This window comes from Pseudofrankia sp. DC12 (assembly GCF_000966285.1).
Taxonomy (GTDB): domain Bacteria; phylum Actinomycetota; class Actinomycetes; order Frankiales; family Frankiaceae; genus Pseudofrankia.
On the sequence record NZ_KQ031391.1, the window covers coordinates 1,162,226 to 1,187,586 of the forward strand.

Annotated in this window: 21 protein-coding genes, 1 other RNA gene and 2 pseudogenes; 10 read left to right on the top strand and 14 right to left on the bottom strand. The window is 70.5% G+C overall.

Annotated features, from left to right (window positions below; all coding sequences use genetic code 11):
* Window positions 1-221: 221 nt before the first annotated feature.
* Window positions 222-833, top strand: coding sequence for a TetR/AcrR family transcriptional regulator (locus FRADC12_RS04815; RefSeq protein WP_045875729.1), 612 nt, complete (start codon window positions 222-224; stop codon window positions 831-833).
* A gap of 158 nt (window positions 834-991) precedes the next feature.
* Here FRADC12_RS04815 and FRADC12_RS04820 read toward each other — a convergent pair whose 3' ends face one another.
* Window positions 992-1,699 (bottom strand): TetR/AcrR family transcriptional regulator, encoded by a 708-nt coding sequence (locus FRADC12_RS04820; protein ID WP_045875730.1) that lies wholly within the window; start codon window positions 1,697-1,699, stop codon window positions 992-994.
* Window positions 1,700-2,134: 435 nt separating this feature from the next.
* Between FRADC12_RS04820 and FRADC12_RS04825 the strand changes: the two genes are divergently transcribed.
* From FRADC12_RS04825 to cysN, 3 genes are all read left to right on the top strand, one after another.
* A complete protein-coding gene (locus FRADC12_RS04825; protein WP_232303613.1) occupies window positions 2,135-2,659 on the top strand; it encodes a hypothetical protein in 525 nt (174 codons plus the stop codon).
* The gene (gene cysD / locus FRADC12_RS04830; RefSeq protein WP_045875731.1) at window positions 2,650-3,600 is read left to right on the top strand and encodes a sulfate adenylyltransferase subunit CysD; all 951 of its coding nucleotides are present in this window, start codon (window positions 2,650-2,652) and stop codon (window positions 3,598-3,600) included. The genes FRADC12_RS04825 and cysD overlap by 10 nt, the downstream gene beginning before the upstream one ends.
* A 66-nt stretch (window positions 3,601-3,666) precedes the next feature.
* Window positions 3,667-5,601: a sulfate adenylyltransferase subunit CysN gene (gene cysN, locus FRADC12_RS04835; RefSeq protein ID WP_045875732.1), complete on the top strand. Its 1,935-nt coding sequence runs from the start codon at window positions 3,667-3,669 to the stop codon at window positions 5,599-5,601.
* A 118-nt stretch (window positions 5,602-5,719) separates the two neighbouring features.
* Here the strand turns inward: cysN and FRADC12_RS04840 are convergent, their stop codons facing one another.
* Together FRADC12_RS04840 and FRADC12_RS28075 are read right to left on the bottom strand one after the other, a co-directional pair.
* On the bottom strand, window positions 5,720-7,015 hold the full coding sequence (locus FRADC12_RS04840; RefSeq protein ID WP_045875733.1) for a type II toxin-antitoxin system HipA family toxin: 1,296 nt from the start codon (window positions 7,013-7,015) through the stop codon (window positions 5,720-5,722).
* The gene (locus FRADC12_RS28075) at window positions 7,008-7,325 is read right to left on the bottom strand and encodes a helix-turn-helix domain-containing protein (RefSeq protein ID WP_198152772.1); all 318 of its coding nucleotides are present in this window, start codon (window positions 7,323-7,325) and stop codon (window positions 7,008-7,010) included. Before FRADC12_RS28075 ends, FRADC12_RS04840 begins: the two co-directional genes overlap by 8 nt.
* Window positions 7,326-7,535: 210 nt before the next feature.
* Between FRADC12_RS28075 and FRADC12_RS34780 the strand changes: the two are divergent.
* Window positions 7,536-7,733, top strand: a pseudogene (locus tag FRADC12_RS34780) (Ada metal-binding domain-containing protein); the annotation flags it as partial.
* A gap of 222 nt (window positions 7,734-7,955) precedes the next feature.
* Here the strand turns inward: FRADC12_RS34780 and FRADC12_RS29150 are convergent.
* Window positions 7,956-8,022, bottom strand: an RNA gene (locus FRADC12_RS29150) — hammerhead ribozyme type II.
* Window positions 8,023-8,024: 2 nt separating this feature from the next.
* On the opposite strand from FRADC12_RS29150, the gene FRADC12_RS04850 reads away from it, so the two are divergent.
* Both FRADC12_RS04850 and FRADC12_RS04855 read left to right on the top strand, forming a co-directional pair.
* Window positions 8,025-9,026 (top strand): DNA-3-methyladenine glycosylase family protein, encoded by a 1,002-nt coding sequence (locus FRADC12_RS04850; protein WP_084010449.1) that lies wholly within the window; start codon window positions 8,025-8,027, stop codon window positions 9,024-9,026.
* A complete protein-coding gene (locus FRADC12_RS04855; protein WP_045875735.1) occupies window positions 9,016-9,537 on the top strand; it encodes a methylated-DNA--[protein]-cysteine S-methyltransferase in 522 nt (173 codons plus the stop codon). Before FRADC12_RS04850 ends, FRADC12_RS04855 begins: the two co-directional genes overlap by 11 nt.
* A 14-nt stretch (window positions 9,538-9,551) precedes the next feature.
* On the opposite strand, the gene FRADC12_RS04860 is transcribed toward FRADC12_RS04855, so the two are convergent.
* Together FRADC12_RS04860 and FRADC12_RS04865 are read right to left on the bottom strand one after the other, a co-directional pair.
* Window positions 9,552-11,195: a class I adenylate-forming enzyme family protein gene (locus FRADC12_RS04860; RefSeq protein ID WP_084010450.1), complete on the bottom strand. Its 1,644-nt coding sequence runs from the start codon at window positions 11,193-11,195 to the stop codon at window positions 9,552-9,554.
* Between the two features lie 85 nt (window positions 11,196-11,280).
* The gene (locus FRADC12_RS04865; RefSeq protein ID WP_045879092.1) at window positions 11,281-12,564 is read right to left on the bottom strand and encodes an amidohydrolase family protein; all 1,284 of its coding nucleotides are present in this window, start codon (window positions 12,562-12,564) and stop codon (window positions 11,281-11,283) included.
* 1,026 nt (window positions 12,565-13,590) lie between these two features.
* Here FRADC12_RS04865 and FRADC12_RS32800 point away from each other — a divergent pair.
* Complete coding sequence (locus FRADC12_RS32800; protein ID WP_232303615.1) at window positions 13,591-14,016, top strand: hypothetical protein; 426 nt, start codon at window positions 13,591-13,593, stop codon at window positions 14,014-14,016.
* Here FRADC12_RS32800 and FRADC12_RS04875 read toward each other — a convergent pair.
* From FRADC12_RS04875 to FRADC12_RS32805, 7 genes and pseudogenes are all read right to left on the bottom strand, one after another.
* Window positions 13,994-14,857, bottom strand: a complete 864-nt coding sequence (locus FRADC12_RS04875) for a mycofactocin-coupled SDR family oxidoreductase (protein ID WP_045875736.1) — start codon at window positions 14,855-14,857, stop codon at window positions 13,994-13,996. The two genes, FRADC12_RS32800 and FRADC12_RS04875, sit on opposite strands and share 23 nt — an antisense overlap.
* 417 nt (window positions 14,858-15,274) lie before the next feature.
* A pseudogene (locus tag FRADC12_RS04880) lies at window positions 15,275-15,535 on the bottom strand (ABC transporter substrate-binding protein); the annotation flags it as partial.
* Window positions 15,536-15,684: 149 nt separating this feature from the next.
* The gene (locus tag FRADC12_RS04885) at window positions 15,685-17,325 is read right to left on the bottom strand and encodes an ATP-binding cassette domain-containing protein (RefSeq protein WP_045875738.1); all 1,641 of its coding nucleotides are present in this window, start codon (window positions 17,323-17,325) and stop codon (window positions 15,685-15,687) included.
* Entirely contained in the window at window positions 17,322-19,370 is a 2,049-nt protein-coding gene (locus FRADC12_RS04890) for an ABC transporter permease (protein ID WP_045875739.1), read from the bottom strand. The genes FRADC12_RS04885 and FRADC12_RS04890 overlap by 4 nt, the downstream gene beginning before the upstream one ends.
* Window positions 19,371-19,719: 349 nt before the next feature.
* Window positions 19,720-20,415 carry a hypothetical protein gene (locus FRADC12_RS28080; protein ID WP_052710684.1) on the bottom strand — a complete coding sequence of 232 codons (696 nt, stop codon included), beginning with the start codon at window positions 20,413-20,415 and terminating at the stop codon, window positions 19,720-19,722.
* A gap of 69 nt (window positions 20,416-20,484) precedes the next feature.
* Entirely contained in the window at window positions 20,485-22,053 is a 1,569-nt protein-coding gene (locus FRADC12_RS04900) for an acyl-CoA synthetase (protein WP_045875740.1), read from the bottom strand.
* A gap of 412 nt (window positions 22,054-22,465) precedes the next feature.
* Window positions 22,466-22,738 carry a hypothetical protein gene (locus FRADC12_RS32805; protein WP_045875741.1) on the bottom strand — a complete coding sequence of 91 codons (273 nt, stop codon included), beginning with the start codon at window positions 22,736-22,738 and terminating at the stop codon, window positions 22,466-22,468.
* A gap of 105 nt (window positions 22,739-22,843) precedes the next feature.
* Between FRADC12_RS32805 and FRADC12_RS32810 the strand changes: the two genes are divergently transcribed.
* Window positions 22,844-23,107, top strand: coding sequence for a GNAT family N-acetyltransferase (locus FRADC12_RS32810; RefSeq protein WP_232304115.1), 264 nt, complete (start codon window positions 22,844-22,846; stop codon window positions 23,105-23,107).
* Window positions 23,108-23,255: 148 nt separating this feature from the next.
* Window positions 23,256-23,882, top strand: a complete 627-nt coding sequence (locus FRADC12_RS04915; protein WP_232304116.1) for a M50 family metallopeptidase — start codon at window positions 23,256-23,258, stop codon at window positions 23,880-23,882.
* A gap of 18 nt (window positions 23,883-23,900) precedes the next feature.
* Here FRADC12_RS04915 and FRADC12_RS04920 read toward each other — a convergent pair whose 3' ends face one another.
* Entirely contained in the window at window positions 23,901-24,590 is a 690-nt protein-coding gene (locus FRADC12_RS04920) for a hypothetical protein (RefSeq protein WP_045875743.1), read from the bottom strand.
* Between the last annotated feature and the right edge of the window lie 771 nt (window positions 24,591-25,361).

The following is a 25,361-nucleotide window of genomic DNA, read 5'->3' on the forward strand; positions in this document are numbered from 1 at the left end:
CCGTCGGGTGGCGCTGGCCGTCGAGCTGGCCCTGAGTGCTGAGCTGGAGGGTGCCGAGGTGGACCTGGGTACTGCCCGTGGCGCCGAGCCGGTGCTGAGCGCCCGCCCAATCGCTATGCTGGGCCGATGCCTATCCTCCGGCCGCCCTGTCCGTCAAGGGGTGTGCCGTCGAGGCTGGCCGGGCCCTCGTCCCAGTTACCGGCCGCCGGGCTCGCGGCGCGATGACGACTCCCCGGCGGATGGGCGCAGCCGACTCGAAGACCCGGGTCACGCTGCTCGACGTCACCGCCTCGATCATGATCGAGGAAGGCTACGCGGCCGCGACCTCGCGGCGGGTCGCCGCCAGGGCTGGAGTGAAGCCCGCCCTTGTCCATTACTACTTCCGTACCATGGACGACCTTTTCCTGGCACTGTTCCGGAAGGGCGCCGAGGCGAACCTGAAGCGCTACGAGCAGGCGCTCGCCGCCGCGAACCCCGTGCGGGCGCTGTGGGAGCTGGCCAGCGAACCCGAGGGCAACGTCCTGCTGTCCGAGTTCCAGGCGCTGGCCAACCACCGCAAGGCCATTCGCACCGAGATCGCGGACTACGCCGAACGGTTCCGCGCCCTGCAGGTCAAGGCGCTGACGGACCTGCTGGCCGGCGGCACCGGCGCGGGCCTGGCGGGGATCTCGCCGCCGGTGCTCACGGTCCTCATGACCGGCGTCGGCCGCATCCTCATCTCCGAGGACGTCCTCGGCGTCGCCACCGGCCACGAGGAGACGCTGGCTCTCATCGAGGAGTACCTCAGCGCGTTCGACGCTCCCCCGAACGCTGACCAGGAAGCCCCTTCCTGACCTCGCCCGCACGGTCTGAGCGTCGAGCCAGGGCGAGCCCTTGTGGCGGAGCTGCGGTCGGTCGATGAGGTCGCCGATGAGCGCTTGACAACGTCATAGAGACACTCCCCAACCTGGTTGCGTTCCGTTCAAGGGCGCGAACTCGGTTGCGTTTCGCTTTAGGGCGGGTTCTGGTCGCTGTCCGCGGTGGGCTCGCTGGCGGGGGGTGGGCGGCGGCCGGCGCGGATGGCGTCGGCGAGGACGCCGATGGCCCAGGTGATTGCTCTGGTCGCCTGCTGGCCGTCCAGTGACCAGGCGCTTACCAGCCGCTGGTAGGAGGGCACGCTCCAGAGCAGGTCGAGCATGGCGGCGGCCATGCGGCCTTCCTCGTCGGTCCAGTCGGCCGTCGGCGCGGCGACCGCGTCGACCATGGCCTGCCGCCGGCGCATCTCCTCGGCCAGCAGCGTCGGCCCGACCGGCTCCGTCACGTCCCATCGCATGACCGCGTACGACGGCAGCATCGCGAAGAGTCGCGCGGTGACCACGCCGATCTTGTCCAGACTCAGATGGTCGTAGCTGATCCCGGACTCCTCGCCCAACCGACGCATGATCGCGTCGTGCAGCTCCCGCTCGGTGGCGAAGTACCGGTAGACGGTCCGCTCCCCCACGCCGGCCCGCTCGGCGACGGCGCGGAACGTCAGGCCGCGCCAGTCCCAGGTCGTGAACTCGTGCACCAGCTCGGAGCCGGCGGTGAGGATCCGTTCCCGCGTCTGGGCGGCCTGCTGGCGCCGCAGCGGGCTGTCGTAGCGACGGCGACCGGCGGTCTCGTCACCGCCGGACCCGGCCCGGTCGCCGGCGCCACGCTCGTTCACTGCCTCGGTCGCCATGGTCGGGTTCGCCTCCTTGGCGGTGGTTGCGGCGCGATGCCATTCATGGCACCCTACTGTCACCAAATCTGCCGGCTGCTCGTCGCGGCCGGTCCTCCCATCGTCCCGAACCCGCCGCTGTCTGGCACCTGCCCCACCCGGTGCCGACGACGCTCACGGGATCCGCCTCCCCGCGTGGGTCCCGATCGTGCCGGCTGACGCTGCCGGCGTGAAGGGAGCCACCACATGCGATCAGCCCAGGGTCTGATCGACGAGGCCCGGTCCGCGACCGGCCTCGACGACTTCGGAGGCGACAGCTTCCGGGAGGGCCTGGAGCTCGATGGTGAACCTGCAGGTCGAGGTCCTCACCACGATGGCCGTCCTGCCGTGGGAGCAGGGCGCGCTGCGCGCCGACGCGGCCGACCTGCTCACACCAACACCTCCGACGGCGACATGATGGGCCACGGCCCGCGCAGCGAGCAGCTGTGCACCGCCCAGGCCGTCGTTCGGGTGCCCGGCGAGGAGAAGACCTTCACCGGCAGCGGCCTGCGGATCAAGCGGCAGGGCGTCCGGAACCTGGACGAGTTCCGCGGCCACGCCTGGCAGTCCGCGGTGTTCCCCAGCGGCAGGGGCTTCGGCTTCATCACGCACCCGCCGCACCCCGACGGTCGTCCTGTATCCAACGAGGGCTACCTGTTTCTCGGCGAGGGGAAGCTCATCCCGGCCCGCGAAGTCGAGGCTCCCTGGCCGCGCCGGTTGGTACCGTCGGGCGACCCAGTCCCCGTCGTGTTCGAGTCCGGGCTCGGCATCACCGGCATCGAAGGCACCACCGTGAACACCACGCACGACACCGTCCACCGGCCGGAGATGCCGAACTTCCCTGTGTTGTTCCAGGGCGGGTGCCGGTACGGCTGGGACGGAGAGGAGACGTACGACATGCTCGAACGGTCCACGGTGCGGGATCTGATCGAATGGGCGTGACCACGCGGACGGACGCCCCCCGGCCACTGCGCCCGGGCACCGCCCACCTCTCGCATCTGCAGCGGCTTGAGGCGGAGAGTATCCAGATCTTCCGGGAGGCTGTCGCCGAGGCGGAGCGGCCCGTGATGCTGTACTCGGTCGGCAAGGACAGCGCGGTGATGCTGCACCTGGCGATGAAGGCGTTCTACCCGTCGAAGCCACCGTTCCCGCTGCTCCACGTCGACACGACGTGGAAGTTCCAGGCCATGTACGCCTTCCGCGACCAGCACGTCGCTGACCTCGGGCTGGATCTGTTGGTGCACCAGAATCCGGATGCGCTGCAGCGGGGGATCAACCCGTTCGACCACGGGTCGGCGATGCATACCGATATCTGGAAGACCGAGGGTCTGAAGCAGGCGTTGGACAAATACGGGTTCGACGTGGCGTTCGGAGGTGCCCGCCGGGACGAGGAGAAGTCGCGGGCGAAGGAGCGGGTGTTCTCGATCCGCTCCGCGCAGCACCGGTGGGACCCGAAGGACCAGCGGCCTGAACTGTGGCGGCTGTACAACGCGCGGAAGGCGCCGGGGCAGTCGATCCGGGTGTTCCCGCTGTCGAACTGGACCGAGCTGGACATCTGGCTGTACATCCATCGGGAGAACATTCCGATCGTCCCGTTGTACTTCGCCGCGCCGCAGCCGGTGGTAGAACGCGACGGCGCGCTGATCATGGTGGATGACGACCGGATTCCGCTGAACCCGGGCGAGGTTCCGCAGCAACGCTCGATCCGGTTCCGCACGCTCGGCTGCTATCCGCTGACCGGGGCGGTCGAGTCCGAGGCGTCGACCCTGCTGGAGATCGTCCAGGAGATGTTGTTGACGACGAGCTCGGAGCGTCAGGGCCGGGTCATCGACCACGACTCCTCAGGGTCGATGGAGAAGAAGAAGCACGAGGGGTACTTCTGACCAGGTCGGAGGGCGCGCGAAACTGGTTTTCTTTCGCGCGCCCGGAGACCTCCGAAGGGATTTGACATGGCGCACGCGACCGACGATCTCCTCACGACCGACGTCGAGGCGTATCTGCGCCGGCATGAAGACAAGCCGATGCTGCGGTTCATCACCTGCGGCAGCGTCGACGACGGCAAGTCCACGCTGATCGGGCGGCTGCTCTACGACGCCAAACTCGTATTCTCCGACCAGCTTGCCGCGTTGGAGTCCGACTCGAAGAAGGTTGGCACGCAGGGCGGGGAGCTGGACTTCGCGCTGCTGGTCGACGGGTTGGCCGCCGAGCGGGAACAGGGCATCACGATCGATGTGGCCTACCGGTTCTTCTCCACCGAGAAGCGGAAGTTCATCGTCGCGGACACCCCGGGGCACGAGCAGTACACCCGCAACATGGTCACCGGCGCCTCGACCGCCGACCTCGCCGTCATCCTGATCGACGCCCGCAAAGGCGTCCTGACCCAGACCCGCCGCCACAGCTACCTGGTGTCGCTGCTCGGTATCCGCCATGTGGTGTTGGCAATCAACAAGCTCGACCTGGTCGACTACTCGAAGGATGTCTTCGACCAGATCGAGGCCGACTACCGGACGTTCGCCGCCCGGATCGGCCTGGAAGGCGACGCCATCCGCGCCATCCCGCTCTCGGCGTTGCGCGGCGACAACATCACCGAACACTCGGCGCACACCCCCTGGTACACCGGGCCCACCCTCGTCGGCTACCTGGAATCGGTGCAGATCGCCGACACCGCCAGCGAGGGGCCGTTCCGGCTCCCCGTCCAGTGGGTCAACCGGCCGAACCTTGACTTCCGCGGCTTCGCCGGCCAGGTCGCCGGAGGCGTGATCCGCCCCGGACAGAAGGTCCGGGCCCTGCCCTCAGGCCAGGAATCAACCATCACCCGGATCGTCACCGCCGACGGCGACCTCGACGCCGCCTACGCGGGCCAGTCGGTGACGCTCACTCTCGCCGACGAGATCGACGTCTCCCGCGGCGACGTCCTGGCCGCCGCCGAGGCCCCCGCCGAGGTCGCCGACCAGTTCGAATGCCACCTCGTCTGGATGGCCGGCGAACCGATGCTTCCCGGCCGGCCCTACCTGCTCAAGCTCGGCACCCGAACCGTCAACGCGACGATCGCCCAGCCGAAGTACAAGGTCAACGTCAACACGTTGGAACGCACCGCGACGAAAACGCTGGAGCTCAACGAGATCGGCGTCGCGAACCTCAACCTCGACCGCGCCGTCCCGTTCGACCCCTACACGGCGAACCGCGACACCGGCGGATTCATCCTCATCGACAAGTTCACCCACGCCACCGTCGCCGCCGGCCTTCTTCACTTCGCGCTCCGGCGGGCACACAACATCCACTGGCAGGCCGTCGAGGTCAACAAGACCGCCCGGGCCGCCCGCAAGGGCCAACGGCCCGCGGTCGTCTGGTTCACCGGGCTGTCCGGCGCCGGGAAGTCCACCATCGCCAACCTCGTCGAGAAGAAACTCCACGACGAGGGCTTCCACACCTACCTCCTCGACGGCGACAACGTCCGCCACGGCCTCAACAAGGACCTCGGCTTCACCGAGGCCGACCGTGTCGAGAACATCCGCCGCATCGCCGAGGTCGCCCGGCTCATGGCCGACGCGGGCCTCATCGTCCTCACGTCGTTCATCTCCCCGTTCCGGGCCGAACGCCAGCTGGCCCGCGACCTGCTTGACGACGGCGAGTTCGTCGAGGTCCACGTCGACACCCCGCTGGAGGTCGCCGAGTCCCGCGACCGCAAGGGCCTCTATGCCAAGGCCCGCCGCGGCGAGCTGGCCAACTTCACCGGCATCGACTCCCCCTACGAACCACCCCACAACCCCGAGATCCACCTCGACGCCTCCGGAACCACCACACCGGAATCCTCGGCCGAGGCCGTCGTCAACTACCTGCGTGAAGCGGGCCTGCTCACCCCCTCCGCGGCGGGGACCTCCTGACGTCCGAGCGGCCCGAACCGATCCAGGCAGACCCGCACCAGCTGAGGCCGAGGCGGCCGAAAGGCCGCCTCGGCCTCAGCGCGCTCCGGCGACGGACCCACCCGGTACACCCGGTCTGTCAGTCAAGGAGCGCCCGAGCACGAGACTCCGCGCGGTCGGCGACCCGCTCGGCCAGTCGCGCGGGCAGGTTGCTGCCCAGCGACCGGACGGCCGGGGTGGCGGCGGCCTCGGCGAACGCGTCGGGAACCCGCGCGACGAGACGGCTCACCCGGTCGAGAACATCCTCCGGGTCCAGACCGTTCGCCGCCGCGAAGCGACGCCAGTGGCGGCCGTGGATGAACTCGACGCGGTACTCGCCACCGATCTTCATAGCCAGCCGGAGTTTCGGCAGATAGACATCGTCGTAGGGAAGCATGCTGGCCACGTCATAGAGCGGTGCGAGACGTACCTGGCTGCCCGCAAGCAGCACCGAGTAGTTCTTGGCGTGCGCATCGGTCCCGGCGATGATCCAGTTGAAGGCCAGCGCGTCGACGAACCGATTCAGGTGGTCAGTGGCCAGCGCGGCCGGCCGCACGTTTCGCCGCAGCAGGTCGATGACCAGTTCGGGGCTGGGGCCTCCTTCGCTCTGGTACTTCACCATCGGCGCTATCCCTGTCGCCTGGCACATGTCCTCCTGGTGGATGCGGATGACCTGGCCCTGGCCGGTCTGCCTGCGGTCATATCGGGTCACCACGATGACCCGCTCGGCGCCGAAGGAAACGACCTCGGTCCGCGCGGCCGGCAGGCCAGCGAGGCCAGCGGCTGACAGGCACAGGTGTTCGTTGAGGTCGTGATCGTCCAGGCCGGTGATGGCAGGTTTGAGAATGTGCGTGGTCGGCGTGGCTCCCGACGGATCTTTCCATCGACCGGTTCGCTCGTCAAAGTGCAGCGCCGTCTTGGCCTGCGCACCAGCAAGGCTGAACTGGCCCGTGCTGTGCACATGCCACGCCGTCGGGTCGGCCCGCAGGATTCGAAGTCGCTCTTCGATCTCCCCGTCTTCGAGCCAGGTGACTGAGCCCTCACCGGCGAGAAGGGCGTCGACCCGTTCAGACCGAACGAACTGCGCGCCGCCTGCGCAGTCCTCGCCGACGTGCCGCAGCAGGGCGAAAGGGTTACGCGGTGAGACCTGATACTCCCTCGCCCACCTTTCCAGCACCCGCTCGCTGTCGGGAAGAAGGCCCCAGATGAAGGCGCGTACGGGCCCATCACCGTAGGTCGCGCGCGTGACTGGCATCGACAGCGACAACGGGGTCGCAGCACGATCAGCCAGCCAGGCGGCGTCGTAGCCGAAGCGGAAGGTGCCCGCGGCGTCCATGTGCGCCTCGCCGACGCGATGTCCACCGAGAAGCACCACGAGACGGCGTTCGTCAGCCATCTGAGACTCCGGCGGAGCGGCCGGGGTTCTCGTAGTCCCGGAGGACCTCGTCCAGGTCGATGCCGTCCGGAGCCAACTCGACGTTCGCGGCGAGGAGCACTCTGCTGAGGGCGTGCATGACTCGGAAGACGAGCCCGATCTCGACGGTGGGCTTGCCGGCCTCGAGGTCGGCGAGCCAGCGCCGGCTCACGCCGGCCGCCGCGCACAGCTGGGTCTGCGTCATGCCGTGGCGTTGGCGCTCCGAACGGACGAACAGTCCAAGATTTCGGGCGTTGTCGAGCCGCACCTCGGGACCTGGCTGTGCGCGCACGTGCACAGCCTAGTCGATGTGCACGTACGCGCACAGCAGTCGGAGTGTGCACGTACGCGCACAGTAGTCGGAGTGTGCACGTACGCGCACACGCAGGGCGGGCTGCCTCTCGAGCGGGACGGGACTCGCGAGAAGCAGATGACCACGAGGCGGCACCGTCATGTCGTTTTTCCGCGAGACCTGGGCGGCGTCGGCGAGCAGGCTGGTCCTATGTACCAGGACGTCGAGCGGTGCGTGCGGGCCGTCCAGGCGAAGGACGAGCGGTTCGACGGCTGGTTCTTCACGGCGGTGCTCACCACCGGGATCTACTGCCGGCCCAGCTGCCCGGCGACGCCGCCCAGGCCCGAGAACATGCGCTTCTACCCGAGCGCCGCGGCGGCGCAGCAGGCCGGCTTCCGGGCCTGCAAGCGCTGCCGGCCGGGTGCCGTGCCCGGTTCCCCGCAGTGGAACGAGCGTGCCGACCTGCTCGGGCGAGCGATGCGGCTGATCGCCGATGGGCTGGTCGACCGCGAGGGCGTGCCGGGGCTGGCCGCCCGGCTCGGCTACAGCGTGCGCCAGCTCGAACGGCAGCTGTTCGCCGAGCTCGGGGCCGGGCCGCTCGCTCTCACCCGCGCCCAGCGCGCGCAGACGGCCCGGCTGCTCATCGAGACCACCACGCTGCCGATGACCGACCTGGCCTTCGCGGCCGGTTTCGCCAGCGTGCGCACGTTCAACGACACCGTCCGCGAGGTCTTCGCCCTCACGCCCAGCGAGCTGCGGGCCCGGGCGAAGACGACGGTGGACCCAAGGACGCAGGGCACCCTCGTGCTGCGGCTGCCGTTCCGGCGCCCGCTGTGCCCGGACAACCTGTTCGGGCACCTAGCGGCCACCGCGGTGCCGGGCGTCGAGGAGTGGCGCGACGGCGCCTACCGCAGGACTCTGCGGCTGCCGCGCGGGCACGGCATCGTGGCGTTGCGGCCCACGCCGGACCACGTCGAGTGCCGGCTGACCCTGTCCGACCTGCGCGACCTCACCACGGCGATCAGCCGCTGCCGTTGGCTGCTCGACCTGGACGCCGACCCGGTCGCTGTCGACGCCCAGCTCGGCGCCGACGAGGCGCTGGCTCCGCTGGTCGCCAAGAGCCCCGGTCGGCGGGTGCCGCGCACCACGGACCCGCCCGAGTTCGCCGTGCGGGCGGTGCTCGGCCAGCAGGTCTCGACGGCGGCAGCCCGCACGCACGCCGCCCGGCTGGTCGCCGCGCACGGCGAGCCGGTCGAGGACCGGGAGGGCGGGCTCACTCATCTGTTCCCGACACCGACCGCGCTGGCCGAGCTGGACCCCGCCGCGTTGGCGATGCCTCGGTCACGCCGGGCGACGATGACCGCACTGATCACCGCTCTTGCCACGGGTGACCTGGAGCTCGACGTAGGCGGTGACTGGGAGCACGCCAGGGCCCAGCTCGCGGCACTGCCGGGCATCGGCCCCTGGACCGTCGAGTCGGTGGCGATGCGGGCCCTCGGCGACCCCGACGCGTTCGTGGCCACCGACCTCGGGGTCCGTCGGGCGGCCGAGGGTCTCGGCCTACCGGCGCGGCCGGCGGCGCTGACGGCCCGGGCCGCGGCCTGGCGGCCGTGGCGGGCCTACGCCGTGCAGTACCTGTGGTCCACCAGCGACCACCCGATCAATCGGATACCGACCGCGAGGACGAGCGATGCCTCCTGACCAGCCCCCCGTGACCCACACTGTTATCGACAGCCCGATCGGGGACCTCACGCTGGTCGCCGTCGACGGCGCACTGGCCGGCCTCTACATGGAACAACATCGACACCGGCCAGCCGAGGAAAGGTTCGGCGACCGGGACGCGGAGCCGTTCGGCCCGGTCGCCGCCCAGCTGCGGGCGTACTTCGACGGCACCCTGACGGCCTTCGACGTGCCGCTCGCGCCGGGCGGGACGCCGTTCCAGCGAACCGTCTGGGCCGCGCTTCGCGAGATCCCCTACGGCCAGACCGTGAGCTACGGCCAGCTGGCCGCGCGCGTCGGCCGGCCGGGCGCGGCCCGCGCCGTCGGCCTCGCCAACGGCCGCAACCCGATCAGCATCATCGTGCCGTGCCACCGGGTGGTCGGCTCGGCCGGCGACCTCACCGGCTACGGCGGTGGTCTCGACCGCAAGCGCCACCTGCTCGCCCTCGAGGCGGCTCGGGCCGCGCCCACCCTCACCTTCGCCGGCGGCTGAGCCGTCGAGTCAGGTCAGGCGAGGTAGCGCTTGCGCAGCAGGTTCTTGGCGACCTTGCCCATGTCGGTGCGGGGCAGGACGTCGACGAGCTCGACCTGCTCGGGGAGCTTGAACTTCGCGAGGCCGCCCGCCAGTGCATGGGCGGCCAGGTCCTCCAAGGTGACCGGAGCGGCACCGCCGGCGAGCCGGACGACGGCACAGCAGCGCTCGCCGGTCCGCTCGTCGGGCAGTCCGATGACGGCCACCTCGGCCACGGCCGGATGGGTCGCGAGGATCTCCTCGACCTCGGGAGCCGCGATGTTCTCGGCGTTGCGGATGATCACATCCTTGCGCCGGCCGGTGACCCGGACGTGCCCGCGAGGCCCGACGACGCCGAGGTCGCCGGTCCGGAAGAAGCCGTCGGCGTCGAAGAGCTCGGCGAGCTCCTCGGCCGGAGCCCCGAGGTAGCCGGAGAAGAGCTGCGGCCCGCGCAGCAGCAGCTCGCCCTCCTCCCCCGGCGGGCAAGTCGTGCCGTCGGGCCCGACGACCCGGATCTCGACGTCCGGGGCCGCGCGCCCCTCGGTCGCGGCGAGCTCGTCGTCGGTGTCGTCGAGCCGGGCGTGGGTGGCGAGCGGGAACTCGGTCATCCCCCAGCTGGAGAGCACCCCACGGCCGCCGAGCTCGCGGGCGATGGCCGCGTGCAGCCCCGGCGGCTTGGGCGCGCCACCGCTGTAGGCGGCCCGCAGCTTCGGGTAGAGAACGGAACCGGGGTCGCCCACCCGGTCCGCGGCCTGCGCGGCGAGGTAGGCGTTGAGGAACGGCGCCGCCGAGCCGAGCATCGTGGCCCCGGCCGCGGCCATCAGCCGCGGGGTGGCTTCGGGGTCGAAGCTGTCGAGCAGCAGCAGGCGCAGGCCGGACAGCAACGAGGCGGCCAGCATGACCGCGCCGCCGATGTGTGCCAGAGGGAACGCGATCGGGTACAGGTCCGCTGGGGTCGGCGCGGCCCCGGTGACGTTGCCGCGGGCCGCCACGGCCACCGAGTGGTCGGTGTGCAGCACGCCCTTGGGGTCTGCCGTCGTGCCGGAGGTGGTGTAGATCCAGCGGGCCTCGCCCGGGGCGGCGGGTGGCGCTGGCGGCGGTAGTGGCTCCCCCGCGTCGGCCATCGGCAGCGCCAGCCGGCCCTCGGCCGCCGCCGCGCGGTGGTCGACGAGCAGCAGCTGACCCACCGCACCCCGTTCGGCGATGAGCGCGGACATCAGCGCCCCGTGGCCGAAGCCGCGCCAGCTCGGCACGGTGACGAACACCGAGGTCGCGGCCTTGGCCGTGATCGAGCCGACCTCGCGCTCGCGCAGGGTCTGGATGATCGGGTTCTGGGTCGCGCCAAGCCGGGCCAGCGCCATCATCAGCACGACCGACTCGAGCGTCGTCGGCAGCTGCCAGCTGACCACCGTGCCGACGCCGATCGCGCGGCCAGCCAGCGCCACCGCGGTGCGCTCGGCGGCCACCTTGAACTGGGCCGCGGTGAAGCTGCGGCCCAGGCCGTCGGCGAACAGCTCGGTGTCAGGTGTCAGGGCGGCACGCCGCTCGACCATCTCCCAGAACGTCCCTGGGACCGGGGGGTCCACGCCGGCGGGCCGGGCGTCGAGGCCGGGGACGCTGTTCGGGACGGTGCCGCTCATCTACCGGCTCGCTTCCGAGTGACGGGACGATCGGTGGCCGGCGGGCATCGCGGGACGCCGCCGGCCACCGTGGTTCGGGTTCTGGTCAGGCGGTGGCGCGTGCGGTCATCTCGCCGAGGGAGATGCCGCCGTGGGTGATCTCGAAGCGGCCCTGGTCGAAGGACCGCGTCGAGATGTCGTGGCCGGCGGCCTCGGCGCGCAGCGCCCCGACCGTGGAGCCGGCCTTGGAGCGGTGCGCGAACGGGTCGAACGAGTACCAGCGGCACGCGTTCTCGTAGGTCATCTTGTTCAGCTCGTCGTCCGGCACCCCGTCACACGCCTTGAGCAGCTCCTCGCCCGGGTACGGCCAGGTCGAGTCCGAATGCGGGTAGTCACACTCCCACGAGATGTTGTCGATACCGATCTTGTTCCGCAGCGCCACACCGACCGGGTCCTCGATGAAACAGGTCAGGAAGTGCTCCCGGAACACCTCACTCGGCAGCTTCCCGCCGAAGTTCTGACCGGTCCACAGGTGGTGCATGTCGTAGGTCCGGTCGACACGCTCCAGGAAGTACGGGATCCAGCCGGTGCCGCCCTCGGACAGCGCGATCCTGATGTCCGGGAAGTCCTTGATCACACGCGACCAGAGCAGGTCGGCCGCCGCCTGGCAGATGTTCATCGGCTGCAGGGTGATCAGGACGTCCATCGGCGCGTCCGGGGCGGTCAGCGTCAGCTTCCCCGACGAGCCGAGATGGATCGACATCACCGTGCCGGTGTCGACCAGCGCCTTCCACAACGGGTCCCAGTGCTTGTCATGGAAACTCGGGTACCCCAACGTCGCCGGGTTCTCCGTGAACGTCAACGAGTGACAGCCCTTCGCCGCGGCCCGACGGACCTCAGCCGCCGCCAGTTCCGGGTCCCACAACACCGGCAACGCCATCGGGATGAACCGGCCCGGATAGGTACCGGCCCACTCGTCGATATGCCAGTCGTTGTACGCCTGCACCACCGACAGCGCCAGCTCCTTGTCCTCCGCCGCCGCGAACAGACGCGCCGCGAAACCCGGGAACGACGGGAAACACATCGAACCCAGCACACCGGCCGCGTTCATGTCCTTGACGCGCTCGTGGATGTCGTAACACCCCGGGCGCATCTCCTCGAAGGCCGTCGGCTCGACGCCGTACTCCTCCTTCGGCCGGCCCGCGACGGCGTTGAGCCCGACGTTCGGGATGACGGTGCCGTTGAACGTCCACACGTCGGAGCCGTCGTCACGGCGGACGACCTTCGGGGCGACGTCGTCGAACTTCCCGGGCAGCCTGCCCTTGAACATGTCGGGTGGCTCGACCAGATGGTCGTCGACACTGATCAGGATGAGGTCATCGGCTTGCATGCCAGTCTCCGCTCGCGAGGTCGTGGGCTGCCAGGGCTCCGGTTGGGTCGTGGCCGCCGGGGTCGGGTCGTGCTGTCGAAGTCGGATGGCCACGGCGACACCCGCCCCGGTCAGCCCGGCGGCGATCGCCCCGCCGATGGCCAGGCCGGCACCGCCGGCCGCCGGCACCCGGACGCTGCCGAGCCGGACCGTGGAGAAGGTCCTTCCCAACCAGTGTGCGGCCGGTCCCGGCTCGGAGAAAACCGGTCCGTGCGCAGGCAGCACGGCGGCGAGGTCGGCGGCCGCGCAGGCGGGTTCAGCGGCGCGGCCGTCCCGGCGTAGAGCGGGCCGACGACGGCGGAGAGGTCGCGGTAGAGCGCGGGACGCTCGCCGTCCTCGACGACGGGAGTCCGGGCCCGCAGCGTCGCGGCAGCGGCCGGAAGGTCGGCTGGGTCGAGCGTGACGACGCGGGCCGGCAGGTCCGCCGGAGCCGAGCTTGCGGGCGGCCTCGAGGGCGGCCGGAAGCTCCGGCGCCGTGCGCGCGACCGTCGGCTCGCCGAGGTCCACCCGACGGGACAGGACCGTGAGCACGTCGCGGTCCCAGAGCGCCGCGATGCCCGGACCCACCGTCGCCACGGCCTCGGCCAGCGCGCCCGCGCAGTCGAGGTCCGGGGCGGGTACCGAACGCAGGCCCGGGATGGGCCGGCTCCCCGGCCCGCCGGGCGTCTCGATCACGAACGGAATGCCCTGGCGGCTCAGCCAGTCCCCCAGTGCCATGCGTCTTCTCGTCCCTTCCAGACCCGGAAGGTATGTTATATACAATCTACACATGAGCGGCTCGCCGTCCCTGGCCACCTGGGCGGCCCGGGACGCGACCGAGCGCCGAGCCCCGGCCACCGTCTTCTCCACCGCCAGCCCCGCGGTGGAGAAGACGGCTGGGGCGACGCGTCTCCGCTCGCGGCCACACCATGACTCACCAGCACCGACCCGCGCAACCGCTCTTCTCGCCGCGCGGCCGGCGGCGCGGGGCGCAGAAGGGCCGAGCAGATGACCAGCGAGAACACCAAGGTCTACACACACGAGTTCATCGACATCCGCGGGTCGAACCGGGCGAGCTACGTCCACCACATGACGGCGAGCTGGAGCCCGATCGCCCAGGAGGAGCGCGACCAGCTCTGCTACGCCGTCTGGGGCGTCATCGGGACCACGGGCCGCTGGCCGCAGGTGATCAACATGTGGGAGGAGGACGGCTTCGACGGCCTGGCCGCGGGCGGAGAACAATCGCATATTATATCCACGAATGGTCCAAGCCTCGCCCGGCGCCGGGACTTTACGCCGGACCTGATGCCCCCGCACGCGCAGGGACGCCACCCGCGGCAAACGCCACCGGCCGGCCACCAGCGAGGCTGGTGGCCGGCCGGGCGGCGAACCTGGCGCGGATGCGCCCAGCTCAGAAGGCGCGCTCGCCCTTGAGCATCGAGCCCGCGTCGAGCCGGATGTTCAGGCCGGTGATGTACCGGGAGTCCTCGCTGGCCAGGAACAGGACCAGGGCGGACACGTCACCCGGCTCGATGAACGGGATCGGCATCGGCTGCATGGAGGGGAAGGCAACCTCGGCGTCCTCGCGGGTCGGCTTCTTGCCCTCGGCAACGAGATCCGGCCGGAACGCGCTGTAGATGTCGTCGTTCTGCAGCAGCCGGGTGTTGACGTTGGTCGGGTGGATCGCGTTCAGCCGGATCGAGTGCGGCGCGAGCTGCAGTGCCAGCGTCTCGATGTACTGGAAGACAAGCCGCTTGGCGAACGAGTAGGCGACGCCACCGGTATTGCCCATCGCCTCGGTGGTGTTCTTCATCAGGCCGGCGGTGGAGCCGGTGATGATGATCGAGGCGCCGGCCTGCAGGTGCGGCGCGACGACGGCGACGGTGTTGTGCGCGCCGACGAAGTCGACGTCCATGCCGTCGATGAAGCCCTCGATGAGGGTGTTGTCCTTCATCGGCAGGATGCCGGCGTTCGCGCAGACGATGTCGACCCGGCTGAACCGGGCGAGGCCCTGCTCCAGCGCGGCCTTCAGCTGCTCCTTGATCCGGACGTCGCCCTTGACGGCGACGATGCCGCGGCCGAGCGCCTCGACCTCCTTGACGGTCTGCGCCAGGTCGTCCGCGCTGGCCATCTCGTAGTTGACGCTCGGGATGTCCTCGCAGATGTCCACCGCGATGATGTCAGCGCCCGCGCTGGCGAGCTTGATGGCGTGGCTGCGACCCTGCCCCCGGCCCGCTCCGGTGATGAAGGCGACCTTGCCGTCGAGCTTGCCCATCCTGTCCTCCTGGTACTGGTCGTGGCCCCGGTGCCGTCGACCGGAAAAGGCACTCTGCCCGTCCAAGGGCACTCTGCCTGCTGAGACATACTCTGCCTGCTCGGGAAGGGACTCGGCCGGTCTGGACCCACCTGGCTGGCCGAGGCCACGGCTGCCCGGAAAGGGACAGTCCTTCCCCGGAACAGCATGCCCTTGCTGGACGGCAGGAGCCAGCGCTGCGCGGCCTCCGGTCAGGGGGAGCGGCGCCGCCGGTCGAATCCTGCCCGCAGGGCGGACCCGACCGGCGGCAACCGGTCTAACCGAACGTTGGAGTCACTGCGCCGCCGCCACCGTCTTGCCCGGGATCACCGAGCCGCAGACCGGGTCGGCGCCCGAGACCAGCTCGAACTTCTGCCCGACCAGCTTGGTCATCCACAGGGAGATGCCGTAGCCGAGCGAGGCCAGGTTGGTGACGCCCTGCGCCTTCCAGAACTTGCCGGCGGTCGTCGTCACCTGAGTCGGCTGCAGCACGCCACTGACCGAGAACATGTTCTTCGAGGCGACCCGCTCGGGGCCGTCCTCGCTGATGCCGACCACCGGAACGCCGTGCGAGGTCAGGTAGTGCGCGGCACTGAAGGCCAGGGTCGCCTGGGCGACGACGGCGATCACGTGGTTCTGGGTGACGAGCTTCTGCGCGGCGGGGCGGGGAACAGCCTTTCCGGCCGTGAATCACTGTCACTCCTCATCTCGCGACTTCCTGCCACGCCAACACGGAGCGTGTCGGAACAATGGAGATCCGGCCCGCCGGCAAAGAGCCGACGGGCCGGAAAGCACGGCGAGAGCTAGGCCTAGGCCGTGGTCGCGTCACCGAGGTAGTGCCGCAGTACCTCTCCGTGCGCCGCGCCGGTCGGCCCGGCCCAGGCGATCTCACCGCGGTGCATGACGAGGGCCTCGTCGGCGAACGCCAGCGCCCGGTGCACGTACTGCTCGATCATGATCACCGTCACGCCGGCCTGCCGGGCCCGGTCCAGGCCGTCGAAGACCAGGTCGACCATCTTCGGGGCCAGGCCCAGGGACATCTCGTCGGCGATGACGAGCTTCGGCGCGGTGGCCAGTGCCCGGGCGAGCGACAGCATCTGCTGCTCACCGCCGGACAGCAGGCCGGCCGACTGCCGGCGCCGGTCGGCGAAGACCGGGAAGATCTCCAGCGCCAGGTCGACGGCCTGCTTGCGGGCCTTGCGGCCGGGCACGACGGCCGCGGCCATCTTCAGGTTGTCGATCACCGTCAGGCCGCGGAAGACACCCCGGCCCTCGGGCAGGTGGACGAGCGCCGACCTGCGCACCCGGTGCGCCGGCCAGCCGCTGACGTCCTCGCCGCCGATGAGGATCTTGCCGCCGCTGGTCGGCACCAGGCCGGAGACCGCGCGGGCCAGGCTGCTCTTGCCGGCTCCGTTGGCCCCGAGCACCGCCAGCGCCTTGCCGGCCGCCAGCGTGAAGGAGATCCCGTTGAGGGCGAGGGCGTCGCCGTAGTGCAGCGACAGGTTCTCGACCGTCAGCAGCGGACCGCCAGCGGTGTCGACCTGACGCCGGGGCTGGGCCGAGACCTTGGGCGCCGGGAGAATGCCGAACTCGTCGGCCTCCGCGTCCGCGGACGCCGTGGCCTCGGAGCTGACCTCCTCGCCGAGGTAGGCCGCGCGGACAGCGGGGTCGTTGCGGACCTGCGCGGGCGGGCCACTGGCGATCATCTTGCCGAACTCGAGCACGTAGACGGCGCTGGACAACCGCATGACCAGCTCGACGTCGTGCTCGACGAGCAGCGCCGAGATGCCGCGCTCGTCGACGACCCGGCGCAGCACCTGCTCCATCTGCGCGGTCTCGTTCGGGTCCAGCCCCGACGACGGCTCGTCCAGCAGCAGCACGCTCGGGCTGGTCGCGAGCGCCCGGCCCAGCTCCAGCATCCGGGCGGTGCCGAGCGGCAGGCCGAGCGCGGGGCGGTTGCGGACCGGGACCAGGCCGAGCTGCTCGATGAGCTCGTCGACCGTCTCGCGCTCCGTCTTGCTAGCGGGCCGGAGGCTGCCGATCGTGAACAGGTCCGTCCAGACCCGCGACTTCTCGTGCTTGGCCCGGTAGGCGAGCACAAGGTGGTCGCGAACCGTGAGGCTGTCGAAAAGCTCGGTGTGCTGGAAGGTACGGGCGACGCCGCTCGCGGCCCTGGACTGGGCGCTGGTGCCGGTGATGTCCTGGCCCTCGAGCAGCACCTTGCCGTTCGCGGGGCGGATCAGCCCGGACAGCACGCCGAACAGGGTGCTCTTCCCAGCGCCGTTCGGGCCGACCAGTCCGACGATGGTGCCCGCCGGGACCGCCAGGTTCGCCTTGTCGACCGCGACAAGACCGCCGAAGCGCACCGTGACGTCGACGCATTCCAGCCGCGGCCGGCCCCTGACGGCACCGTTCAAGGTGCCCGCCGTCTCCACGAGACCTCCCGTCATGACTCCACCTTCGCGGTCGCGCTGGTTGCGTTGGAGCCGGCGTGGGCGACTGGCTGGCCGCCCGGGCCATCGGTGGGGCGAATGCCGGGCCTACCGGCCCCCACCACCGCCGGCACCGGCGCGGGAGGCACGATCCGGTCGACCAGCTTCGCGACCTGGCGACGGATCAGCCGGCCCTGTTGCAGGACGATTCCTTCTGGGTTGCTGGCGACGCCGATCGCGCCGAGTCCGAACAGGATCGCCGGGATCTCGCCGAAGCGGGCCGGCAGCCAGTTGGTGACGGCCCCACCGGACAGGGTCAACAGGACCCCGGCCACCGCGGCGGCCGTGATGGAGCGGACCCCCATCGTCACCACGACGGCGAGCCAGACGAGGCCGCCGAACGTCACGTAGGACGCCGGCTGTGCCGACATGTTGTACAGCCCCAGCATGCCGCCACCGATCGCGGCGACGAACGCGCCGATCGCGCCGATGACGACCTTCACCTGGACGACGCTCAGGCCGAGCGTCCGTGCCGCCGGAGTGCTGTCCCGCACGCCCCGCAGCGCGAGGCCACTGGTCGAGCGGCGCAGGTTGAGGATCAGCAGCGCCAGGATGACGAAGATTCCGAGAGACAGGTAGGCGAACGGCAGGTCGTCAACGGCCCAGCTCGGCCTGTTGAGCGTGATACCGAGACCGCCGTGGGCGAACCGGTCCCGCGTGAACACCAGGGTTTCGACGAGCAGACCGAACGTCAGCGTCGTGAGACCGACGTAGAGGTCGCCCAGGCGGATCGTGAGCAGGCCGATGATCGCGCCGACGACGGCCGCGACGACCGCCGCCAGGAAGATCGCGAGCAGGACCGGCACATGCCACATCTCTACGAACTGGCCAGCTCCCAGCACACCCACGCCAGCGAAGATGATCTGCGAGAGCCAGAGCATCCCGCCTTCACCGGTGGAGACCGTGAACGTCAGGAAGGTGATCGCGAAGGTCAGGCCGCTCGCGGTCAGGCCAAGCCAGTAGGGCGAGCCGCTGAAGAGCAGCGGGAGGGCGGCCACGATCACGAACGGGATCAGCCCGAAATACCGCTCCCAGGCACGTTCGTTGCCCGTGATCACAGTGTCGGCGTCCTGGTGGGCCGGCTTGATGGCCGCGTCGAGTGGGCCGCCGCCAGCGGCCTCCTCGTCGATCGTGCCCTTGCGCAGGACGTAGAACAGCAGGAACACGGTCAGGAACGCGAACGGGATGCTCGGCACGATCGCGGCGGACAGTGTGCTGTTCGTCGGCAGGTACTTCTGGATGACGTCGGTGATGACGCCCATGACCAGCGATGCGAGGACCGCTCCCGGCAGCGAGCGCAGCCGGGCCGCGACCATCGCGGCGATGGCCGCCGACAGCAGGGCCGTCATACCAATCGGCGAGAGCCCGCTGGTCGGGGCGACCAGGATGCCCGCGAGACCGGCCAGCGCGGTGCTGACGGTCCACACCCCGAGCGACACCCGGCCTGGGTTGGTGCCGGACAGGGACGCCATGGCCTCCGAGTCGACCATCGCGCGGACCCGCAGGCCCACGTCGGTAAACCGCAGGACGGCGGTTCCGGCGAGCACCACGAAGATCAGGAACCCGTAGGTGATGACCTGGTCCGTGGTGACCGCGGTGCCGAGGACGTGGTAAGGCTTGTCGGTCAGCGCCGCGAGGCCGGGAGCGGCCGTGATGGCCTGGCTGCCGAAGATGAGGTTCGCGACCGGCGGCAGCGCGACCGAGAGGCCGATCGTCGCGACCAGCTTGACCAGCGTCGTCTTGCCCCGCAGGTGCCGGAAGAGCGCGCCGTAGAGGAAGGCCCCGAGCGCCGGCGCGAGGACGAGGATGGACAGCACGCCGGCCGTCCAGGTGCCCATGTGGTGCTCGGAGTTCAGCCAGTAGTAGAAACGGGCGACGAAGAAGGCAATCGACCCGAAGGCGAAGTTGAAAACCCCCGCCGAGACGAACGTGACGACCAGGGCCGACGACGCGATCGCATAGATGGACCCGAGGGCTAAACCGGCCACTATGTACTGCAGCATGCTACTTCCTCCGCACCGGCATCCGGCGGCTCATCATTAAGGCGCGACAGCGCGGTTGGGATCTTCGATCGCCCGGAGTATCACCAACTGCCTCCTTCAGCAAGGGTCTGCCGGGGCGGCCGGGGCGGACCGCCGTCACGCCAGCTACCGCTACAGCGTGTGGGTCAGGCTACAGTTTTCGACGTCAATGTCAAGCTTTGTCCAGGTGGGGCTATAGGCCCCTTGAGGGGCCTGGGTCGCCTGTTCACCAGCTATGAGCCTAGGCCTCGATACGGGCGTCAGACCCCCACAATTTCGCCACAACGATGTGACGGTGCGCAACAACATTCACGACCGTGGACTGCCACCATCACTGTCGGCAGCAATTGGGCCCGGAAGCGACCATCGCGCGGTCCACTCCCGCCGGGCTGCCGCCGCTTCGCCGGGCCGCGCGACCCGGCCGTCGCTGGATCGGCGACGGCCGTCGCGGCGGTCGAGACGGGGCCGCCGCGACCAGTCCGTGGCCACCGCTATCGGGTACCCCTCGACTACCGAACCGGATTACCGGCCCGGCCTCGGTACGGCGCGGGCCAAAACGCCAAAGGCGGCCGCGGATTACCCGACCGCCTGGCGCACGGCACGATAAGTCGCTCGACGGCAGCCGCGCCGTTTCCTTCTCGACCAGGGCCACGCCACCCGCGGTCAGGCTTCCCTTGCCGCCGCGGGTGACGAGCAGCTCCAGCGACGTGTCGCCGTCGATGACGAACCGCTTGCCCAGCGGGCTGCCCCTCAGCTGCGCCGGGTCGGCCGCCAGCCCGGCGGCCGGCGTCTCGCTGTGGCCGATCATCGGAGCTCCGCCACAGCCGACCTCGACGAAGTCGCCCATCCGCGGAGTCGGGTCGCGGGCCGCGATGTCCCAGGTGGCGTCCGAGACGCCCAGATGCACGCAGACCGGCATCCGCATCCCCTGTAGCCGGGCCCACAGCGGGTCGTAACGCGGGTCGGAGTACTGCGGCAGGCCGCGCTCGCCCGGGCTGGTCGGGCAGGTGGATCGTGCGGGCGCCATGGCGAGCAGCAGGACCTCTGCAACCCAGTTCCATCAGCGCGCAAGCGTGGCGGCAGGCGCCGGACATCATCACGGGACGACGAGGTACTCCTCGCGGAGTTTGAGCTTGTTGAGCTTGCCGGTGGGCATGCGCGGGAGGTCGGGGCGGAACGCGAAAGCGTGCGGGACCTTGTAGTGGGCCACGGACACGCGGGCGTAGGCGCGTAGCTCCTCGGCGAGCTCGTCGCCCGGCTCGACGCCGGCGGCGGGGGCGACGACCGCGTGGACGTACTCCCCCATCTCCGGGTCGGGCAGCCCGAAGACGGCGACGTCAGCGACCTTCGGGTGCATGATCAGCGCGGCCTCGACCTCGGCCGGGTAGATGTTGACGCCACCGGATATGATCATGAAGCTCTTCCGGTCGGTCAGGTAGAGGAGGCCGTCCTCGTCCAGGTAGCCGACGTCGCCGGTCGTCGCCCAGTTCGGGTGGTCGGGGTGCCGGCTGGCCTTCGTCTTCTCCGGGTCGCCGTGGTACTCGAACAACGCCCGCTCCTGCTCGAAGAACAGCAGGCCGGGCTCACGGGCCGGGAGCTCGGCGCCGTCCTCGGCGCAGATATGCGGTATTCCGACCAGCGCCCGGCCGACGGACCCGGGGTGCGCGAGCCAGTCCGCCGAGCCGATGAACGTCAGCCCGCTGCCCTCGGTGGCCGCGTAGTACTCGTCGATGATCGGGCCAAGCCAGTCGATCATCGCCCGCTTGACCTCCGGCGCGCAGGGAGCGGCCGCGTGCAGCACGCTGACCAGGCTGGACAGGTCATAGCGGTCGCGGACCTCCGCGGGCAGCTTCAGCAGACGCACCAGCATGGTAGGCACCACCTGGACGTGGGTGACCTGCTCCCGCTCGATGACCGCGAGCAGCTGCTCGGGATCGAACTTCTCCAGGATGACCAGCGTCCCGCCGACCTCGTGGACTGCTCCGGACCACTGCAGCCCGGCCGCGTGGTAAAGCGGAGCCGGGCAGAGGTAGACCAGATCCTCGGTCCACTGCAGGAGGAGCTCGCCGAACAGCGAGATCCGGCTGCGTTCCGGGTCGGTCACCTGCCGGTCGGCCAGCGGTCGCTGGATGCCCTTGGGACGCCCCGTCGTCCCGGAGGAATAGAGCATCACCTCGCCTACCGGCTCGGTGGCCAGCGGCTCGGCGGAGACCGCGGCGACGGCTTCCTCGTACGGCTCGAACCCGTCGATGACGCCGTCCATCATCAGGCGGACCCGGCAGCCGGGTACCTGTGCCGCGGCCTGGGCGGCCAGCTCGCCGAACCTGCGGGTGGCGACCAGCGCACGGGCGCCGGAGTCCGCCACCTGGTAGGCGACCTCGCTCGGCGCCAGGTGCCAGTTCACCGCGGTCAGGTAGAGGCCGGAGCGAATGGCGGCCCAGAAGGCCTCGAAATAGTGCGGATGGTTCTCGGCGAGAATCGCCAGCGTGTCACCCGGCCGCAGCCCCCGCTGCGCCAGCAGCCGGGCCAGCCGGACCGAGCGCGCGTTGAGCTCCGCATAGCGCAGCCGCGTGACGGCGGCATCGGGGGCCGCCGGCCAGCCCGGGCCACCCGTGACGACCGCGGTCTTCTCCGGATGGGTCACGGCGAACTGGCCGGGGTACATGGCGGGCCCTCCCTGGCTCCAGTGGCCGGCGTCGGCCTGGCCGTAGCGGCCCCAGGCCGGCGGCCGGCAGTGGCGCGGCGGGTGCGATGACCACGACAGTGACAAGAACCTCGTTCTGGCCGCGATCTAAGGCGACCTCCAGAAGAGACCCATGTCACACCTCCGACGATAGCGGTGACGGGTGCCGAAGGCGACCGATGGTTGCGCAAGCCCAGGTCCGGGCGGGTTATCCACGCCCGATGAGCGATCTCTGACGCCTGCGGCCGTTCGATCTGCGGCCGTTCGACCGCGCGACCTCCTTTGGGACCGCGGCGGCCAAAGCCGGGAACGAAATTCCAGTCACCGCCGCCCAGAGCCCGCGGCACGGGCCCGTGGCCATCGCGTCCCCGCTGCCAGGCCGCCGACCGGCTCCTTAGAGACGTACCGCCTGCCCTCCCTGGCCGGGGACCACTCCGGCGTCGGCCAGCGGCCGGCTGGGCGTGGAGTTGGCCAGGACCAGCGGCAGAATGCGCGGGTGACCGCCATTCGCCGCGCCCGGCCCGCCGACTCCGAGATCGTTCTCGCGCTCGTGCGGGAGTTCAACGGAGTTCAACGCGGTCGACGGCCATGACCACGACGACCCCCGGGCCGGCCGCGCGCTCGCCCCGCTGCTGACCGGCGACGAGTACGGCCAGGTCTGGCTCATCAACGGTCCAGGCCCCGAGCCGGCCGGCTACGCGGTCCTGTGCTGGGGATGCGGTCCTGTGCTGGGGATGCGGTCCTGTGCTGGGGATGCGGTCCTGTGCTGGGGATGCGGTCCTGTGCTGGGGATGCGGTCCTGTGCTGGGGATACAGCCTCGAGTCGGGCGGCCGTGAGGCGGTGCTCGACGAGATCTACGGGCGCGGGCTCGGCCTCGGCTCCGCCGCGATGCCCGCGCTCCTGGCCGCCTGCCGGGCCGCGGGTGTCCAGCGCGTCTTCCTCGAGACCGAGGCACCCAACGACGCCGCCCGCCGGTTCTACGCCCGCCACGGGTTTCAGCTCGAACAGTCCATCTGGCTGACGCGCGAGCTTTGACGACCTCGACCGAGGCCGGCCGTCCCGATTGGCGGCGGGGCTTCTGCCGCCGCCGCGACGAAAAACTTCTTCGAGAGTCCGCCCCACGGCCGCATCATGAGACGAAAGACAACAGGACGCGCTGTCGGGGGGTGGCGCTGTGGCTGTGATGACTGGGCTGTTGGCGTTGTGGGCGGTGACGGCCAACTGGTGGGGCCGTCACCTGGATACGACGCTGCATGAGGGGGGCCACGCGCTCGTCACCTGGGCGCACGGTGGGTGGGTAAAGAAGGTGCACATCCGCCGCCATGGGGGGACCACCTACTTCGACATCTCGTCGGTGGGCGGATTTGGCCAGTCCATGATCTTCTTCGCCGGCTACAGCAGCCCACCGCTGGCCGGGCTCGCGTCGGCGAGCCTGCTGGCCGCGGGCAACGAGACCGCTGTGCTCATTCTTGCCGTGCTCGCGCTGGCCGGGCTGCTCCTCGTCGTCGAGAACAGGTTCGGCATCGTCGTCCTGCTGACGAGCGCCGCCGGGCTCGTCGGGCTGGAACGGTATGCGCCGGGCTGGCCCGGACGGTGGTGCGCCTATTTCCTCACCTGGTTCCTGCTGCTGTCCGGGGTGAAGTCCGTCGTCATTCTGCGGCAGGTCCGCAGGATGGGGCCAAGCGGTTCCGACGCGGACAAGCTTGCCCTGATCACTCACGTCCCGGCGTTTCTCTGGGTGTTCGCCTTCGGGGCCGTCAGCACGTTGTGCCTACTGAAGGGGGCCATGCTGCTGGTCGCCCCCGGCTGAGTGATCACGCCCCGACGGTCAGCGCTGCTTGGTGAGCAGCCCGTCGCCGGTACCGGCGCCGACGTCGTCGAAGTGGTACGCGAGATTTCCACTCCCGTCGAGGCTGAGCAACAGCGTGGTATCGGAGCAGTTCGTGCCGTTCACGATGTGCTCGGTCACCTGGACGCCCGTTCCGACCTGGTTCAACTGCAGGTCGCCGGACCAGGGAATCGTCGGATAGCTCGAGGTGCCTACCACCTCGCCGACCGTTCCGCCGCGCAGTACCAGCGTCACGTCGTAGGTCGCGTCGAAGTCGTGCGCGGGGTCGGTCTGGGTCACGCTGCCGGTCCAGGTGCCGACCAGGTTGGCCGGCAGCTGGTCGGCCGCGGTCGTCGGTGACCCGCTCGGGACCGGCTGCGCCGTGGCCGTGGCGGCCGGTGGCGGCGGCTGGAGCCGGTCGGCGTACAGCTTCTCCACCCGGCCCCGGGGCGGGTAGACCGGCGCGATCGCGGTCAGCACGATCGCGACCAGGACCAGGACACCCGCGACACCGGCGACGATCTGGTCGAACACCGGCAGTGCCCGGATCCGCAGGCCCCGGCCCGACGCGGCCGGCGGCCCCTGTGACGGCCACGGCCCGGACGCGGCCGGCGGCTGGCTCGCGGGCCAGGACGTGCCCTGCGGCCAGGACGTGCCCTGCGGCCAGGGCATGCCCTGCGGCCAGGGCATGCTTTGCGGCCAGGGCATGTTTTGCGGCCAGGGCATGTTTTGCGGCCAGGGCGTGCTTTGCGGCCAGGGCGTGCTTTGCGGCCAGGGCGTGCTTTGCGTCGGCTGGGGCGGTGGGGCCGGTGGCCCGGGCGAGGCCGCCTGGGGCGGGGTGGGCTGCGCCGGGGAGGCGAGCGCGGCCGCGGGCGGCGGCTTCAGCGGAGGCGGCAGGACCTGGGTGACGTCGCCGTCGTCGTCGGCACCCTCGAACCCGGACGCGACCGGCTGGGGGGCCGCCTCGGCGGGAGGCGGACCAGCGGGCGGCGGCGCGGGCCGCGACGTCGCCTCAGGCCGCACCGTCGGCTCGGACCGCGAGGTCGGCTCGGACCGCGAGGTCGGCTCGGACCGCGAGGTCGGCTCGGACCGCGAGGTCGGCTCGGGCGATGGCCAGCTGGACTCGGACACGGCACACCTGTCGCTCGGGGATCCCCTCGTACCATCATCGACCGGGCGAGCGGTCGTGGGAATGACGGTATGGCGACAAACCGCTTCAAGAGTGCGCGCGGACCGCGGCTTGTCCCGCCCTGGGATCTGGCCGCGAACGACCCGCAGGCACGCATGATCTGCCGCACACCGTCGAGGCTCCTCGAACTCGCGGAACGGCCTGGTCGCCCGGCGCCCGGGCCACGGGAGCGCCAGTTCGGATGCGCGCGGCGGTGACCGCGCGGTAGGCAAGGCAGAGCGGCTTCGCCGCGGGACGCCCTCGCCAGCCACGCGGACGTGCTGACACGCCGC

Coding starts and splice junctions, on each gene's coding strand:
- FRADC12_RS04815 (WP_045875729.1), top strand. CDS start 222: ATGACGACTCCCCGGCGGATGGGCGCAGCCGACTCGAAGACCCGGGTC.
- FRADC12_RS04820 (WP_045875730.1), bottom strand. CDS start 1,699: ATGGCGACCGAGGCAGTGAACGAGCGTGGCGCCGGCGACCGGGCCGGG.
- FRADC12_RS04825 (WP_232303613.1), top strand. CDS start 2,135: ATGGGCCACGGCCCGCGCAGCGAGCAGCTGTGCACCGCCCAGGCCGTC.
- cysD (WP_045875731.1), top strand. CDS start 2,650: ATGGGCGTGACCACGCGGACGGACGCCCCCCGGCCACTGCGCCCGGGC.
- cysN (WP_045875732.1), top strand. CDS start 3,667: ATGGCGCACGCGACCGACGATCTCCTCACGACCGACGTCGAGGCGTAT.
- FRADC12_RS04840 (WP_045875733.1), bottom strand. CDS start 7,015: ATGGCTGACGAACGCCGTCTCGTGGTGCTTCTCGGTGGACATCGCGTC.
- FRADC12_RS04855 (WP_045875735.1), top strand. CDS start 9,016: ATGCCTCCTGACCAGCCCCCCGTGACCCACACTGTTATCGACAGCCCG.
- FRADC12_RS04860 (WP_084010450.1), bottom strand. CDS start 11,195: ATGAGCGGCACCGTCCCGAACAGCGTCCCCGGCCTCGACGCCCGGCCC.
- FRADC12_RS04865 (WP_045879092.1), bottom strand. CDS start 12,564: ATGCAAGCCGATGACCTCATCCTGATCAGTGTCGACGACCATCTGGTC.
- FRADC12_RS32800 (WP_232303615.1), top strand. CDS start 13,591: ATGACCAGCGAGAACACCAAGGTCTACACACACGAGTTCATCGACATC.
- FRADC12_RS04875 (WP_045875736.1), bottom strand. CDS start 14,857: ATGGGCAAGCTCGACGGCAAGGTCGCCTTCATCACCGGAGCGGGCCGG.
- FRADC12_RS04885 (WP_045875738.1), bottom strand. CDS start 17,325: ATGACGGGAGGTCTCGTGGAGACGGCGGGCACCTTGAACGGTGCCGTC.
- FRADC12_RS04890 (WP_045875739.1), bottom strand. CDS start 19,370: ATGCTGCAGTACATAGTGGCCGGTTTAGCCCTCGGGTCCATCTATGCG.
- FRADC12_RS28080 (WP_052710684.1), bottom strand. CDS start 20,415: ATGGCGCCCGCACGATCCACCTGCCCGACCAGCCCGGGCGAGCGCGGC.
- FRADC12_RS04900 (WP_045875740.1), bottom strand. CDS start 22,053: ATGTACCCCGGCCAGTTCGCCGTGACCCATCCGGAGAAGACCGCGGTC.
- FRADC12_RS32805 (WP_045875741.1), bottom strand. CDS start 22,738: ATGAGCCAGACCTGGCCGTACTCGTCGCCGGTCAGCAGCGGGGCGAGC.
- FRADC12_RS32810 (WP_232304115.1), top strand. CDS start 22,844: ATGCGGTCCTGTGCTGGGGATGCGGTCCTGTGCTGGGGATACAGCCTC.
- FRADC12_RS04915 (WP_232304116.1), top strand. CDS start 23,256: ATGACTGGGCTGTTGGCGTTGTGGGCGGTGACGGCCAACTGGTGGGGC.
- FRADC12_RS04920 (WP_045875743.1), bottom strand. CDS start 24,590: ATGCCCTGGCCGCAGGGCATGCCCTGGCCGCAGGGCACGTCCTGGCCG.